Genomic DNA, 14,609 nt, shown 5'->3' on the forward strand with positions numbered 1-14,609 from the left:
TGCTAGGTTTTTGTGATAAGATAGCTAGCTAGATCGCCTTCGTGGGTGCGTAGGTTTCCCTCATCAAAGATGATGAGTCGGGTGGCGATGCGTTGTACGAGGGCTTGGTCGTGGGAGACAAGTATCACCGTGCCCGGATAATGACTAAGCATTTGTTGTAGGGTCTCGACGGCGAGGATATCGAGGAAGTTCGTCGGCTCGTCTAAGAGGAGGAGGTTGGCCTGCGAGGCAAAGATGCTACAGAGGCTCAACTTTACGCGCTCTCCCCCAGAGAGTTGCGAAGCACGTTTGTGATAATCTACCGAGGAGAAGCCCATGCCCGCGAGCATCGCTCTGACGATGGCTGGCGGTCGCACGCTATGGAGCATCGCGTTATCGAACAAGGTTTTATCGGGTATGATATTAGAGAGGTCTTGCTTAAAGATGCCCAGTTTCACCTGTGGTACGAGGTGGATTCCCGATGCTTGGTGAATGATCTGATTGATGAGCGTACTTTTACCGCATCCATTTTCGCCATAGAGAGCGGTTTTTGAGCCATTGGGGATGATAAAGTGTGCATCTTGGTAGAGCGGAGCTTGATCGGGATAGGCAAAGGTGAGATTCTCCGCTTGCATAAGCCACTTGTTGGCAAGCGGATGGGTAAGGGTAAAGTCGAAGGAGAGACGCTTTTGGGGTACGCTATGTTTAACCTCTAGCGATTTTAAGCGATGCTCTAAGACGGTGGCGTGGCGATGGGCAACCTTTTGGCGACTCTTTACCTCGCCTTTGTGTAATCGCGCTTCGCTATTACCCATGCGTGAGGGCGCAGATTTAATAGCGTTGGCGCGTTGTTTGGCGCGGGTTACGCTGGCTTGCAGACGCTTTTTCTCTTTGGTGTATTGTTGATAGGCAAATTCTGCTTCGCCATTTTCTTGTTCTTTGATGGCGAGATAGTCGCTGTAGTTGCCCTGATAGGAGCGAATGATGCCATCTTCTATGGCGATGATTTTGTTGCAAATTTGATCGAGCAGATGGCGGTCGTGGCTGACAATCAGGAGTGTTTCGCAACGCTGCAGATCGGTAAGGAGAAGATTTTTGCTGGGGGTATCGAGGTGGGTGGTAATTTCGTCGGCAAAGATGAGCGGGGTGTGGGCTTGGATGGTCTGGGCAATCTTGATCTTGGTGGCTTCGCCGCCACTTACGCTGGGTTGATCGATTTTGTTGATGACGTGATAGCGACGCAGTTGTTCGTCATCGGGGGGCGTGGGGAGGGGGTCGAATTGGGTAAAGTAGTTGATGTCGCAGAGACGACGAACGGTTCCGCGATCGGGTGGGAAGGTGCCAAAGAGGATGTGGAGTAGTGTCGATTTCCCCGATCCGTTGGCTCCGATGAGCCCAATTTTATCGCCAGAAAAGATTTGCAATTGCTTACAACTAAAGAGTTCTTGATCGGTGAAGGTATGACTTAGGTTGGTGGCTTCTAAGAGGAGCGCCATAGAAATTTCTCCATGATGGGATATCCACGACCCCATGCAATCAACGACTGTTTTGGGGCTTAATTCTCTCTGGGCTAGAGAGCTACTGGGTTATGGGTGCATCACTGGATTATTCGCATGGGTGGTCGCTGTCCGTCCTTATCTTTCTTGGCGTTCTATGTTATCATATTATAATGGGGGAATGTGGTTTTGTCAAGGTGATAAGAGGATGATTATGGATGGTCAGAGACCAGCACTTATCTTACGCGAAGAGTTACCTATCCCCAAACCCAAGACGAAGAAAGTAAAGATATCGCAGGAATAGACTTGTAATGTTATGGCATATTTGGTATAGTAAAGGCATATCAGGTGGAAGAAGGGAGAGATATGGCTTCTAAAAAATTGAATATTCCATTAAAAGAGATTGTGAATCACACTGGAAATGTCTATGAGATGACCAACGCCGCCATCAAGCGCGCTGCGCAATTAACGGTAACGGGTAGTCCGACGGTGGAAGAGTGTGAGGGAAAATATGTCTCGGCAGCGCTAAAAGAAGTATTGTTGAAGAGAGTTGATTACCATAACGAGTCGATCTAAACGACCTGTTATCCTCTTGTTGGGGGCGACCGCTGTGGGTAAGAGTACAGCGGTTTTGGCGTTGTCGCAGTTGGTAGATGCGGTGATTTATGCCGACGCTTCAGCGATGTATCGTGATTTATCGATTGGCGTGGCAAAGCCTAGCCTAGAAGAGCGCGCGATATTGCCTCATTTTATGCTCGATTTACTCAATCTTGACGAGCAGATGAATGTGGCAGATTTTGTGCAAAAAAGTGATGCGATCATAGCCGATCTGGCGCGTGAGGATAAGGTTGCTCTATTAAGTGGCGGGACGCTCTATTACTTGCGACATTTTCTTTATGGTCTACCCACCACGCCTCCTGCTAGTGAGGCTAGTCGTGCTTATGTGGAGCAGATGGCGCGCGATATCGGGCAAGAGGCGCTCTATGCGCATCTTACATCGATTGATCCAATAAGTGCCGAGCGTCTGGCGTGGCAAGATAGCTATCGGGTGAGCCGTGCGCTAGAGGTTTATTATGACAGTGGCAAACCGCTCTCTAGCTTCCTCTTGGAGAAGGACGTATTGCGCGATAGGTATGATTTTTGTTTAATCGAACTGGTGCGTCCGCGCGAGGAGCTTTATGCACGCATCAACGATCGGGTGGAGGCAATGTGGCAGGCGGGGTTAGTCGCAGAGGTGGAAGACCTCAAGCGTAAGGGGCTTAATGCATCCATGCCGGCAAGCAAGGCAATTGGCTATCGACAATTTTTTATGGAAGGACTATCTTTGGCAGAAATTAAGGAACGCATCAAAAAAGAGAGCCGAAATTATGCCAAACGACAATTGACATTTTTACGCTCCTTGCCTATTAATTATCGCTTGCCTGCTGACGATATAACAAGCCTCAAGCAGTGCGTTCAATCCTTTTTATTCAGTAGATAAATTGGGGAAAATACACAAAACTTCGCGCGCTTGATAAAGAAACCCCGTGTTAGATGACGATAGAAAAAGGTAGGAGTTAAAGAAATCGCATGCAAACAATTGATACAATTATCGCCCTAAAAGCGACCATCGATCGAGAGCTTAGCTTGATCAAAGAGTTTAACGCTGGATACGATGCGTTGCGTATGGCCGTGCAGGGCAAGAAGTGGCCGGTATTACAAAATATCCTCAAGGAGTCGACCCGTCTTGCCCAAGATGTCTCCAGTGTAGAAGAGAAGCGCGATGAGCTCTGTCAATCCCTCTATCTTGCCTACACCTTGCCCAACGATCGTAGCTTCTTTGAGCTTGTCGCTTTCTTCCCCGAAGATATGCGCGAACGCATGAAGAGTAGCTATCTGCAATTACGCGCCGAGGTCTACAAAATGAAGTGCCGCCTCAAGAGCCTAGAGGCCTATAGCCGTGTGCGCATGCAACTCGTCGATGAGGTCATCAACAAGTCGCAAGTTACCCAGCAAAATAACGCCGCCCCCTACAAACGTACCGGCAAACGCGCCCTACAAGATCCCGATTCATTCTTGTTTGACAGCATCAAATAACGCAAAATATCATTAAGCTAATCACAAAATGGATCGATACTTAAGATAAGATCTTTAAAAAGAGAAGAGGATAGAGTCAATGCATTCAACATTCATGGGCTTAGAGATGGGCAAACGCGGTATGTTTGCGCACCAAACCGCCCTGCAAACTACCGGTCATAACATCACCAATCTTAATACCGAGGGCTACTCTCGTCAGCGCGTGCGCATTGGCACCATCGATCCTCTCTATGATCCGGGGCTTGCTCGTGTACACGTGCCCGGACAATTGGGGCAAGGGCCTACCACCACGCGCATCGAGCGCGTCTTTGATGTGCTCCACGAAAATCAGGTTATCTCTGCCAGCGACGACCTTGGTTACTGGCGTACACGCGATTTTTATGTGGACAAGTTAGAGAAGATCTACAACGAGCCTAACGATGTTAGCGTGCGTACCTTTATGGATCACTTCTGGAATAGCTGGCAAGATGTCGCCGAGAATCCCGAGAGTTTGGCCGCGCGGGTGCAGGTGGTGCAAAATGGTAAGGCACTAAGCGAATCGATCAATCATCGCCATGCTATGCTTCAAGAGCAACGTCTTTTGCTCAATGATGATATTAAATTTACCGTAACTGAGATTAATCAAAAGACTGAAGCGATTGCCAAGCTCAACGTGCAGATTGCGCGCGTACAGGCGATTGGTGATGAGCCTAACGATCTCTTAGATAAACGCGATCAGATGATCCGTGAGCTAGCGGTGCTTGTACCAGTTAGTGTTGATCATCAAGATGCTGATGAGTTTCGCGTGCATATTGGTGGGCGTATCTTAGTGCAGGGCGAGCTTGTTAACCCGCTCTCCGCCGAAGCTGATCCTAATAATGATGGTTTAGCGATGGTGCGCTGGGGCGATATTAATCCGCCTCATAACCGCGACTCCTACCACGATACGTATCGTGTAGCAGGGGGTAAGTTAGGCGCACTTATCGAATTACGCGATGTCGATGTGAAAGACGAACTACGTAAGCTCGATGCCATGACGGTGCATTTTATCGATTTAGTTAATGATGTACACGCGCAGGGTGCGGGCATGAATGGGAATAGTGGACTTGACTTTTTCCGTCAGAATAATTATATCGAAAATGCAACAGGTAGTATCGATACTACGGGTGATGGTCAGCTTGACAGCACCTATCTCTTCCGCATCTCTGGAGCAAACCAGCTTAAGGCAACGCAACAGGTGGGGCTTGCAGGGGAGATTACTCTCTCGGCAGGCAATGGCGACTTAGTAACCATCGCGTACAACCCCAATGACACGGTAGGGGATATCATCAATCGCATTAATTACTCGGGTGCTGATGTGGTGGCGCGTTTGGATGTGAATGGGAATTTATCGCTTAAAGGATCTTTATCCTATGGCGATAATACGCCTGACTTTGTTATCCGCCACGTGGAGGATTCGGGGCAATTCTTGGTGGGTTATGCCGGTCTATTAAATGCTAGTGGCGCCGATGGTGCGTATGATTATCAAAACCCTAATGCCGCCGAGGAGCAGTTACGTGTTACGCAAGGCGTTAGTTTTCAAACCACACCATTGCAACGTCCATCGGCATGGATTGCGGTTAATGCGCAAATCGCCTCGGATGCTAACAATGTTGCAGCAGCCAAACCGCTTGCCGGTAGTGGCGAGGTGGCTATCGGTAATAACGCTTCGGCGCTCGCGATTGCTGATTTACGCCACGAAAAGGTGATGATCGATCGGCTTACGAGCTTTGATGACTTCTTTGCGGACTCGGTTGCTTTGATTGGTGCCAAAGGCTTTGAAGCGCAAGAGACGCACGCGGCTTTCTCCACAATCAATAAAAATTTGGATGATATTCGCCAATCGATTAGCGGTGTCAATATTAACGAAGAGTTCGCCGACTTAGTACGTTTTCAACATGGCTTTACCGCGAGTGCACGCTTTGTTAATGTGGTGGATCAAATGCTTGATACCATCATCAATCGTTTGAAAGTTTAGCGAGGTCTCTTTTGTAAAGCATGTGTCAACGACCTCCTTAACTGGGGGTCTTTTTTATGAAAAAAGGGGAATGGGATGAAGAAGATACTCTTTGTTAGCAGTGAGTTAGTGCCGTTTGCTAAGAGCGGGGGCTTGGGCGATATGGTGAGCTCTTTGGCGATTGCTTTGGCGAAGTTGGGGCATGATGTACGGGTGGTTATTCCACGATATTACCACATTTCGCGCGATGATTTGCAACGCCATCCTGCACCATTAGGTGTGCCGTTGGGCTGGTCGCAGGAGTGGTGCGCAATTTATGAGGGGCATTTACCTCGTTCATCCGTACCGGTCTATTTTCTCGATCATGAGGGGTACTTTGGGCGTAGTGGTATTTACGGGGCGACACCTTCTTCCAGTTTTGATGATAATTTTGCACGATTTTCGTTACTTAGTCGTGGCGCATTTCAGCTCTGTAAGGCACTTCAGTGGTTTCCCGATGTGATGCACGCCCACGATTGGCCCACTGCACTTGTGCCTGTCTACCTAAATACGTGGGAGCGCGAGGGTGATTTTGCCCCTACAGCTTCGGTCTTCACGATCCATAATCTTGGCTATCAGGGATGGTTTCCTAAAGCGGATCTCTTTTATGCGCAAATTGGCTGGCACGACTTTTTGATGCAAGGGTTAGAGGCGCTAGATAGCATCAATTTGATGAAGGCGGGCATTACCGCCAGTAACTTAATCACCACGGTGAGCCCAACTTATGCGCAAGAGATTCAGTCTGATGCATACGGCGAGGGGCAAGATTGGTTGTTACGTCAGCGACACGAACAGATTTGGGGCATTTTGAATGGTATCGACGAGGAGGTATGGAATCCCCAAACTGATCGCTTTTTAGCACCACACCACTATTCCGCAGAGGATTTATCTAATAAAGCGATCCTCAAGCAGCGTCTGCAAGAGCGCATGGGTTTACCGCAAGAGAAGGAGCATCCGATTTTGGCGATGGTTTCGCGTTTGGTTTCCCAGAAAGGTGCCGAGTTACTCCTTGGCGATTGGGGCGTACTGCAACGACTGATGCATTATCATCCTAAGGTGCAAGTGGTGATCATTGGTACGGGGGAGGCGGGCTTGGAGGATGGGCTTCGCGCCTTTGCCCAGCGCTATCCGGAACAAATTTCGGTGCATATCACTTTTGATGAACCACTCTCTCATTTGGTAGAGGCCGGTGCAGACTTCTTTTTGATGCCCTCTCGTTACGAACCTTGTGGCCTCAATCAGATGTATAGTTTGCGTTATGGAACACTACCCATAGTGCGTAGAACTGGTGGCCTGGCCGATACCGTAGAGGCATATCGCGTGGAGGACGGTGCGGGGACAGGCTGGCTCTTTAATGATTATAATGTGGATGGTTTTTGGTGGGCGGTTAACTATGCGGTAGAGACCTATTATCAGCGCCCTGAGCATATCCAACAGATGCGTAAGCGCGCGATGGCACAGGATTTTTCGTGGAAAAAGAGCGCCGAACTCTACGATCGCGCCTACGATCAAGCAATCAGTTATCGCCGAGGCAATTAATGGGGATAGGTCTCGATAAACCAGCGCACGTAATTGGTTATGCCTTGTTGAAAGTTGATTTGGGCGCGCCAGCCTAGATCAACTTCTATTTTTTTTGCATCGATGGCATAGCGATAATCATGTCCCAAGCGATCGGCTACGGGTGTGATGAGAGCGTAGAGATCCTCAACAGGAACGGTTTGTTGATTGGCTACTATCTGACACAATAAGTGAAGCAAGTCTTTATTAGAATAAGGATTATTTGCTCCGATATTGTAGCTTTCCCCAATTTTCCCCATCTGGAGAATGCACCAAATCGCCCGTACGTGATCTTCCACATGGAGCCAATCACGCAGGTGGCTACCATCGCCATAGAGCGGAAGGGATTTACGTTGAAGTAATCCTGCCAGCATGCGCGGAATAAATTTCTCCTGATGCTGATACGCACCATAATTATTTGTCGCATGGCTCATGGTGATAGGCAAGCCATAAGTGTGACGATACGCCCAAACCAGATGATCGCTACTGGCCTTGCTAGCGCTGTAGGGATTATTGGGGTGGTAGGGCGATTGCTCGGTGAAGGCCGGCTCATCTTCATGCAGTGAGCCAAAGACCTCGTCAGTGCTGACATGGTGGAGGTAAATGTGGGGGTTGTTCTGTCGAATTGCCTCAAGAATCGTGAATGTTCCCATCACATTGCTCTGCATAAAAGCCGACGGTGCATTGATGCTGCGATCGACATGACTCTCGGCGGCCAGATGGCAAATCGTATCGATAGAATACTCTTGAAGAATTTGTTCAACTAAGCGAAGATCACTAATGTCGCCTTGGATAAAGTGATAGCGATCGGTCGGCATCTCCACAAGCGCGTGCGGTTGAGAGGCGTAGGTCAGTTTATCGATATTAATGATAACGCCAGTAAATCCACTTTTGGGGGAGAGTAAGTAACGAATGAGGTTGACCCCAATAAAGCCACAACCACCAGTAATCAGGAGATGTCGGATAGCGCGCACCGCTTAATTGCCTCGCATTTTGGCTTGAATCTTGGGAAGCGAGGCGAGGATATCGGCAACAATTTTGAGGAATTCTTCGGGTACCTCATCACCAATCTCCACGGTCGCATAGAGTGCGCGCGCCAGCGGGCGATTTTCGACTAAAGGCACATCATTAGCTTGCGCAATTTCTCGAATTTTTAGAGCCATAAGATCCTCGCCTTTAGCGGTAACACGAGGAGCAGGCGCGCCCCAAGTATACTCCAGCGCGACCGAAAAGTGTGTCGGGTTGGTGATAATGACGTCGGCTTTGGGCACGTTTTGGATCATGCTACTGCGCAAAAGCTCCATCATGCGTTGACGCATCAATGACTTGACGTGCGGGTTACCCATATCTTCTTTCATCTCGTCTTTGATCTCTTGCTTCGTCATCTTGATGGTCTCTTTAAATTGATGGCGTTGAAACATAAAGTCGATAATTGCCAGCGCCAGCATAAAGATGCTGACAATCAGCATCATAATAAAGATACGGGAGATCAAAAAAGTACTTATCTGCGAAATTGAACTATAGGCCGCCACCGAGAGCTTGTTAATCGAACTAGAGATCGTCAAGTAGCCGACAAACCCGATGATGATAACCTTAAAAATTGATTTAAAAAGATTATAAATAGCTTCGATGGAGAGGAATGTTTTACTTATGTATTTTGCGAAGTTGGGTGCAATTTTTTTGAAGTCGGGCTTAATGGCTTTTGGTGCATAGACAAAGCCTACTTGTAGCGCCATGGAGACAAACGCAACGATAAAAGTCGTGGCAAAGATAGGGCCAACGCTACGAAAGTAGTAGCTGTAAAACGCCGATCCCAAATTGCCGCTAAGATTAGGTTGTTCGATACGGCTAGGGTGATCGGTGAGCTGGGAGAAGTAGAAGTGCATCATCTCGGCAAGCAATCTTACCATGTATTTACCAAAGAAGGCTAATGTCAATAGAGCGACAAAGAGTGTAAGTGCTTGGGTAAGGTCGGCACTCTTGGCAACTTTACCTTCTTCGCGTGATTTGCGCTTTTTACGATCCGTGGGATCTTCGGTGCGTCCCTCGTCTTCGGCTTTGGCAAAGTGCTGGAGCGAAAACCATGTCAAGGTGTCGGCAGGACGATGTAAAGATGTATATTGCTTATCTTGTTCAATCATCAACGCATCCCCAAAATAATCGATCCAATGACCTCCCACGTGCGATCAAGAATCGAGGAAAAGAGGTTGAATAGTGCTGGAATCGTGATGATGAGCATAAAGAGTCCCAAAGAGATCTGGATAGGAAAACCCACCATCAGGAGGTTCATCTGTGGGGCGGCCTTCGCCATCAAACCCATCGTTACACTAAGCATAAAGAGTGCGCCAATAATGGGCAGTGCCATCAAGAGGGCTTGCCCAAAGGTCATCGCCATGGCTTGAATCATCGTTTGGCTAAGCGATTCTGGGGAAAAGAGAAAGGTGGATGCATTAAGGTGTAAAAAGCTTCCCTCTACCCCAATAAGGAAGAGTTTCTGGAGTCCGAAGGTCTGCAAAAAGATAAAGAATGCGCCCAAATTGAGAAATTGTCCCACTAGTGCCGACTCGCTATTGGTGAGGGGATCGAACATCTCGGCGGCGGCAAAACCCATCTGTATGGAGAACATTTGGGCAATCAATTCAAAGAGCATAAAGATCATCACCAGATAAAACCCAATAATCAAGCCAATAATCACCTCGGCAGTAAGGAGGAGAAAGAAGTCGATGTACCCCGTGGGTACGGGATAGCCACGGCTTTGTAGAATCGGTAAAACCAATGTCGCAGTAAAGAAGGCCAAGCCCGCTCTCACCGCATAAGGAATCCCTTGCGAGGAGATGACGGGGGCGATTTGTATCATCGCAAAGACTCTTGCGAAGATCAAAAAGAGCAGGGGAAGCGTACTTTCGGAGAGCACTTTAGTGTAACCTCATGGTTAAGAGAGCGTTGAGATCATCGAAAAGAGGGAGATGGTATACTCACGTAGCGTCTGCATCATCCATGGGAAGAAGAGCGCAAGCGTTAAGAAGATAGCGATAATTTTGGGAACAAAGGTTAGCGTTTGATCTTGAATGCTCGTAGTCGCCTGAAAGATGGAGAGGATGAGACCCACCACCGCGCCAATAATTAAGACAGGTGCTGCCAACATCAGCACTTGCATCACCGCTTCGCGAAAGAGCGCAACAATGGTAACTTCTGATATCATTTAATTATACCTCCCTAGCCACCTGGAAAAAAGCTTCGAATCAACTGTTCGGCTAGTAAACTCCAGCCATCAACCATCACAAAGAGAATCAGTTTAAAGGGCATCGAAATCATCACCGGCGGTAACATAATCATACCCATCGCCATTAATGCGGATGCGACGACCATATCGATAATAATAAAGGGAATATAGATATAGATACCCATTTTAAATGCCTCGGTAAGCTCGTGGAGGATAAAGGCGGGGATAAGAATATAGGTAGGAATATCTGCCAGCGAGGTGGGTGCAGGAAGCCCTCGTAAACGCATAAAGAGTTGGATATTGGTGGGGTTTTTGCGCACTTGTTCAAACATAAAGCGACGCAAGGGAGCCTCGGCTTGCACGTACATTTGACTAGCGGTCATCTCTCCTCGCCCTGCAGGGGCGATGGCTTGGTTGTAGACCTCACTAAAGGTAGGCCACATAATGAGGATGGTCATAAAGAGCGCTAACCCGTTAATGACCTGCGTGGGTGGCGATTGCTGGAGGCTAAGCGCGCGTTTAACAAAGTCGAGCACAATGGAGATACGTAAAAAGCTGGTCATGAGGATGATAAAAGATGGTGCAAGGCTCAAGACCGCCAAGAGGAGCATGATCTGGACACTAAAGGCCATCTCACTGCCCGATTGGGGTTGTGTAACACTGAAACCGATATTTGGAATAGGGATTTGCCCACCCGGAACGCCATCATCGGAGAGGGGGATATCAAAGTTTTGCGCTGAAACAAGGGGCGTGAAAAAGATAAGAAAGAGGAAGAGGTGAATGAATTTATTCATGATTATTCTTCTCCTGATGAGAGGGGTTGTGCAAACGCGAGGTGTAATCCTTCAAAAAATCTTTGTTTCTCGTCGGTGATGAGGTAATTTCCTCTGGAGTATTGGCATCGTTTTTTTGGATTTTGCCTTTGAGCATCTGGAAAAAACGCTCTTGAACCGGCGCCTCTTTTTTTGCTTGTGCAAGCCTAATAAGATCGCGCTGTTCTTGATCGGTGATCTCCCCAATGGGGGTGATGTTCTCCCCGACTCCCACGATAAAGAGACGATCGGCAATCTCAATGATGCTGATTGCATTACCAGCCTTTATGGAACGTGTCTCTAAGATTTGGATGTGCGAGCTAACTTGTGCCTCTTTTCCCGTAAGTTTACGCAAGAAGAAAATGGTAAGATAGACCAAGCCAAGGACAAAAATCAGCGCTAAAATCGCTTGCACTAACGCCATAAAGCCACTTTGTGCAAGAGGACGCACCTCCCCTTGCGAGCCGGTTAGTGGCTCAAGCAGGAGCGTTTGCTCATTGGAAACCTCAGAAGCTTCTGGTGGAGAAGCTTCTGATTGCGCACAGAGAGGCAAGGTAACCATCAAGAGCATCGCTAGCATCAAGAATTTACGCAAGAAGAGCGAAAAAACGTTCATCATGGCTATCGATCGGTTAATTTGTCTGCACCCGAGAGGATTTCTGTAATACGCACACCAAAGTTTTCGTCGATAACTACAACCTCTCCCTTAGCGATACGGTTGTGGTTTACCAAGATGTCAACAGGCTCACCGGCAAGTTTATCCAGCTCGATGATAGTTCCCTCTCCAATGCTTAAGATATCTTTAATAGGCTGACGGGTACGTCCAAGTTCGACGGTAACCTCCATCATTACGTCCATGAGTAGACCGATGTTTTTGGTCTCTTGTGGAGCACTTCCACTTACTAAGTTAGGCAAACTGACCCCCTGTACAACTGGTGTTGGTTGATTGAGTGTTGAATAGCCAACAACATTGGCTTGTGATTGACCAGAGAGAGAAGCTCCGGTTTGTTGATGACTATTGGCAAGGTAGGCTTCTTCTTTGGGTAGCGCAGAGGCTTTGGGTTGCGAGAGTTTGTCGATGAGTTGTGGATCGATGATGGTGTAGAGGCTGATAGCCTCGCTCTCGATATTGAGGGTGTAGGAGACGAAGATAAAGTCATCAGAAGGTAGGCGCGCTAAGCCTGCGTCCATAAATTGAACATTAACTGGCGTTGCTTCGAGCGTTTGCCCTAGCTTTTCACTGATGGCTTGTGTCGTTTGGTCGGAGAGTGCCGTGAGAAACTCTGCGAGCGCAGAAGTGGAGATAACCTCAGAGTCAACATGCTCTTTTTGACCGGTAAGCTCCTCGGTAAGTTTGGTTGCTTCATTGGCATCAAAGAGGTAGTGATGATTACACTCTAGCACGCCAGAGAAAGAGGCAACAGCATCGATGATCTTCTCATTAAAACGTTCGAGAAAGTCGGCTTTATTGCTACTTTTTACGTCGGCAAGCGTTACGGAAATATTTTTATCCGCCATGGTTTTGAGCGTAACTTCGATATTATCCACCAAGGGACTGAAGAGCTCTTTTATGGTGTTTAAGGTCTCTGTTGAAAAGAGCTCTTCTTGTTTGTGGTTTTCTGCAGCGCCCATGAGTAGGGCATTGATTTCGTCTTGAGATAGAGATCCGTCTCCCATCATATCTAATCATCCTCCCGATCTGATGCGATGAGCTCGTCGAACTCTTCGCTATGAATTTCTTCTAATTTATGTGTAATTTGCACAGAGACACGTCGACCAACGACTCCTGGACGGCACTCGAATTTGGATCGATCGCCAATTTTAAGAATAAGCGGGCTACTGGACTTAACATGAGGTAAACGTAGGAGATCGCCGAGCTTGAGCGCCATGATGTCGCGCATAGGGATATCGACACGTCCAATTTCGGCGACAATATCCACATTAATACGTGAGAGCTTCTCTTTAAGAGTGGTTAAATTTTCGGTAGTAAAGCCACGCCTTACCGATGCATACCAATATTGTGCCGAGAGCTTACTAATAATAGGTTCGATGGTGAGATAGGGGATACAGAAGTTCATCATGCCCTCAATCTCTTCGATTTTGGTCTCCATCGTTACTAAAATAACCATCTCGCTAGGTGGCACGATTTGTGCAAATTGCGGATTGGTCTCAATTTGTCCAAGGCGCGCGCGTAGCTCGATGACCTGACTCCAAGCCTCTTTCATATTACTTAGCAGGCGTGTAACGATACCACCAAGAACTGCTACTTCAATTTCGGTGAGTTCGCGGTTGATCTTACTGCTCTCACCCGTACCACCAAAGAGGCGATCGATGATGGAGAAGGTGATGGAGGGGTCAATCTCTAGGATAGCAGAACCTTTAAGGGGATCCATGTTGATGACCGAGAGGGCGGTAGGGTTTGGGATGGATCGCAAGAACTCCTCGTAGGTGAGCTGGTCGACAGAGGCGACGTGCACACTGACAAGGGCGCGTAGCTGTGCCGATAGGCTGGTGCTAGCTAAGCGCGAGAAAGTTTCGTGCATGATGGAGACAGTGCGAATTTGCTCCTTGCTAAATTTATCGGGGCGCTTGAAGTCGTATATTTTTATGCTCCGATTGCGCTTTGCCTCGAGGGGGGTGCGGACATTCTCATCCATACCAGAACTGCTACCTGCAGAAAAAGTGGTGAGTAATTGGTCTATTTCATCTTGCGAAAGAACTTCAGTCATTTGCTCGTTTTCCTATTCTTGGTTTTTAGCGATTAATTGAATTTAGCTAAAGTCGATGATCTTCTCGGTAAAGATGACATCGGTAACCTGCCCTTGACTTAAGATGTTATTGACTTGATTACGTAGTTCAGCTTTGAGAGCATCTTCGCGCTCTGGGGTGAGGTTTTCTACTTTTTGAGAGCTGAAGAACTGGCGTAATAGGTCTTGTAGCTGTGGGGTGCGACGAGCGAGTTCGGCGATGGTCTTCTCATCTCCAGGGCGATAGCCAAGGCGAACGTCAATCATGAAGGTACGTCCTACGCGATCGGAAGTGCGGCCACGCACTTTGATAACATCAGCATATTCGTGATTACCGGGGGGATGGTAGATCTCACTAGCGTCTTGGAGTGCTTGGGTTTGCGCGCCTTTATCCATTACGTTGTAGGTGATAACACTTACGACAACAATAAAGAGAATCGCGCCGATAATACCGGCAATAAAGGCAAGGATTTTGATAATACCGCCTGCCATCGAACCGCCAAGGCTTAAGCGCCCTTTTTTCTTTTTACCACCTGCTTCTGCAACATCGTCCATATCGTTCATGAGATTTGTATCGGACATTTAACGCCTCCTGTATCAATTAACTAACTTCTATTCTACTAAAAAAAGCTTCTCTTTGTAAATATCGGCTAGGTCGATAAGCTTCATGAGCATCTTTGACCAAAAAAAATAAAATCGCCAAAA

15 protein-coding genes are annotated in these 14,609 nt (G+C 47.8%); 5 read left to right on the forward strand and 10 right to left on the reverse strand.

The window, feature by feature from the left end; translation table 11 throughout:
- Positions 1-2 precede the first annotated feature (2 nt).
- Entirely contained in the window at positions 3-1,475 is a 1,473-nt protein-coding gene (gene abc-f / locus PVA46_RS00465; RefSeq protein ID WP_167694797.1) for a ribosomal protection-like ABC-F family protein, read from the reverse strand.
- A 366-nt stretch (positions 1,476-1,841) separates the two neighbouring features.
- On the opposite strand from abc-f, the gene rpoZ reads away from it, so the two are divergent.
- From rpoZ to glgA, 5 genes are all read left to right on the forward strand, one after another.
- Positions 1,842-2,051: a DNA-directed RNA polymerase subunit omega gene (gene rpoZ, locus PVA46_RS00470; protein WP_167694798.1), complete on the forward strand. Its 210-nt coding sequence runs from the start codon at positions 1,842-1,844 to the stop codon at positions 2,049-2,051.
- Positions 2,026-2,955, forward strand: a complete 930-nt coding sequence (gene miaA, locus PVA46_RS00475; RefSeq protein ID WP_167694800.1) for a tRNA (adenosine(37)-N6)-dimethylallyltransferase MiaA — start codon at positions 2,026-2,028, stop codon at positions 2,953-2,955. Before rpoZ ends, miaA begins: the two co-directional genes overlap by 26 nt.
- Positions 2,956-3,044: 89 nt before the next feature.
- Positions 3,045-3,551: a hypothetical protein gene (locus tag PVA46_RS00480; protein ID WP_167694802.1), complete on the forward strand. Its 507-nt coding sequence runs from the start codon at positions 3,045-3,047 to the stop codon at positions 3,549-3,551.
- 79 nt (positions 3,552-3,630) lie between these two features.
- Positions 3,631-5,547, forward strand: coding sequence for a flagellar hook-associated protein FlgK (gene flgK, locus PVA46_RS00485; protein WP_167694803.1), 1,917 nt, complete (start codon positions 3,631-3,633; stop codon positions 5,545-5,547).
- A 75-nt stretch (positions 5,548-5,622) separates the two neighbouring features.
- A complete protein-coding gene (gene glgA, locus PVA46_RS00490; RefSeq protein ID WP_167694805.1) occupies positions 5,623-7,104 on the forward strand; it encodes a glycogen synthase GlgA in 1,482 nt (493 codons plus the stop codon).
- Here the strand turns inward: glgA and rfbB are convergent.
- Genes rfbB through PVA46_RS00535 form a run of 9 tightly spaced genes read right to left on the reverse strand, consistent with a single transcriptional unit; the run spans position 7,101 to position 14,486 of the window.
- Complete coding sequence (rfbB, locus tag PVA46_RS00495; protein WP_212603830.1) at positions 7,101-8,096, reverse strand: dTDP-glucose 4,6-dehydratase; 996 nt, start codon at positions 8,094-8,096, stop codon at positions 7,101-7,103. The two genes, glgA and rfbB, sit on opposite strands and share 4 nt — an antisense overlap.
- A 3-nt stretch (positions 8,097-8,099) precedes the next feature.
- The gene (gene flhB / locus PVA46_RS00500; RefSeq protein WP_274360294.1) at positions 8,100-9,302 is read right to left on the reverse strand and encodes a flagellar biosynthesis protein FlhB; all 1,203 of its coding nucleotides are present in this window, start codon (positions 9,300-9,302) and stop codon (positions 8,100-8,102) included.
- Entirely contained in the window at positions 9,263-10,036 is a 774-nt protein-coding gene (gene fliR, locus PVA46_RS00505; RefSeq protein WP_274360295.1) for a flagellar biosynthetic protein FliR, read from the reverse strand. The genes flhB and fliR overlap by 40 nt, the downstream gene beginning before the upstream one ends.
- 18 nt (positions 10,037-10,054) lie before the next feature.
- A complete protein-coding gene (fliQ, locus tag PVA46_RS00510) occupies positions 10,055-10,324 on the reverse strand; it encodes a flagellar biosynthesis protein FliQ (RefSeq protein ID WP_212603831.1) in 270 nt (89 codons plus the stop codon).
- Positions 10,325-10,338: 14 nt separating this feature from the next.
- Entirely contained in the window at positions 10,339-11,139 is an 801-nt protein-coding gene (fliP, locus tag PVA46_RS00515) for a flagellar type III secretion system pore protein FliP (RefSeq protein WP_167694810.1), read from the reverse strand.
- Complete coding sequence (locus PVA46_RS00520; protein WP_274360296.1) at positions 11,132-11,773, reverse strand: FliO/MopB family protein; 642 nt, start codon at positions 11,771-11,773, stop codon at positions 11,132-11,134. Before PVA46_RS00520 ends, fliP begins: the two co-directional genes overlap by 8 nt.
- 5 nt (positions 11,774-11,778) lie before the next feature.
- A complete protein-coding gene (gene fliN, locus PVA46_RS00525; protein WP_167694813.1) occupies positions 11,779-12,837 on the reverse strand; it encodes a flagellar motor switch protein FliN in 1,059 nt (352 codons plus the stop codon).
- A 2-nt stretch (positions 12,838-12,839) separates the two neighbouring features.
- A complete protein-coding gene (gene fliM / locus PVA46_RS00530; RefSeq protein ID WP_167694815.1) occupies positions 12,840-13,886 on the reverse strand; it encodes a flagellar motor switch protein FliM in 1,047 nt (348 codons plus the stop codon).
- Between the two features lie 42 nt (positions 13,887-13,928).
- A complete protein-coding gene (locus PVA46_RS00535; RefSeq protein ID WP_167694817.1) occupies positions 13,929-14,486 on the reverse strand; it encodes a flagellar basal body-associated FliL family protein in 558 nt (185 codons plus the stop codon).
- Positions 14,487-14,609: the final 123 nt, after the last annotated feature.

The sequence above is a fragment of the Entomospira culicis genome, from assembly GCF_028748145.1.
In the GTDB taxonomy this organism is placed as follows: Bacteria; Spirochaetota; Spirochaetia; order WRBN01; family WRBN01; genus Entomospira; species Entomospira culicis.

What these genes read in the sequence shown, in the direction of transcription:
- abc-f (WP_167694797.1), bottom strand. Translation starts at nt 1,475, where the DNA reads ATGGCGCTCCTCTTAGAAGCCACCAACCTAAGTCATACCTTCACCGAT.
- rpoZ (WP_167694798.1), top strand. Translation starts at nt 1,842, where the DNA reads ATGGCTTCTAAAAAATTGAATATTCCATTAAAAGAGATTGTGAATCAC.
- PVA46_RS00480 (WP_167694802.1), top strand. Translation starts at nt 3,045, where the DNA reads ATGCAAACAATTGATACAATTATCGCCCTAAAAGCGACCATCGATCGA.
- flgK (WP_167694803.1), top strand. Translation starts at nt 3,631, where the DNA reads ATGCATTCAACATTCATGGGCTTAGAGATGGGCAAACGCGGTATGTTT.
- glgA (WP_167694805.1), top strand. Translation starts at nt 5,623, where the DNA reads ATGAAGAAGATACTCTTTGTTAGCAGTGAGTTAGTGCCGTTTGCTAAG.
- fliQ (WP_212603831.1), bottom strand. Translation starts at nt 10,324, where the DNA reads ATGATATCAGAAGTTACCATTGTTGCGCTCTTTCGCGAAGCGGTGATG.
- fliP (WP_167694810.1), bottom strand. Translation starts at nt 11,139, where the DNA reads ATGAATAAATTCATTCACCTCTTCCTCTTTCTTATCTTTTTCACGCCC.
- PVA46_RS00520 (WP_274360296.1), bottom strand. Translation starts at nt 11,773, where the DNA reads ATGAACGTTTTTTCGCTCTTCTTGCGTAAATTCTTGATGCTAGCGATG.
- fliN (WP_167694813.1), bottom strand. Translation starts at nt 12,837, where the DNA reads ATGATGGGAGACGGATCTCTATCTCAAGACGAAATCAATGCCCTACTC.
- fliM (WP_167694815.1), bottom strand. Translation starts at nt 13,886, where the DNA reads ATGACTGAAGTTCTTTCGCAAGATGAAATAGACCAATTACTCACCACT.
- PVA46_RS00535 (WP_167694817.1), bottom strand. Translation starts at nt 14,486, where the DNA reads ATGTCCGATACAAATCTCATGAACGATATGGACGATGTTGCAGAAGCA.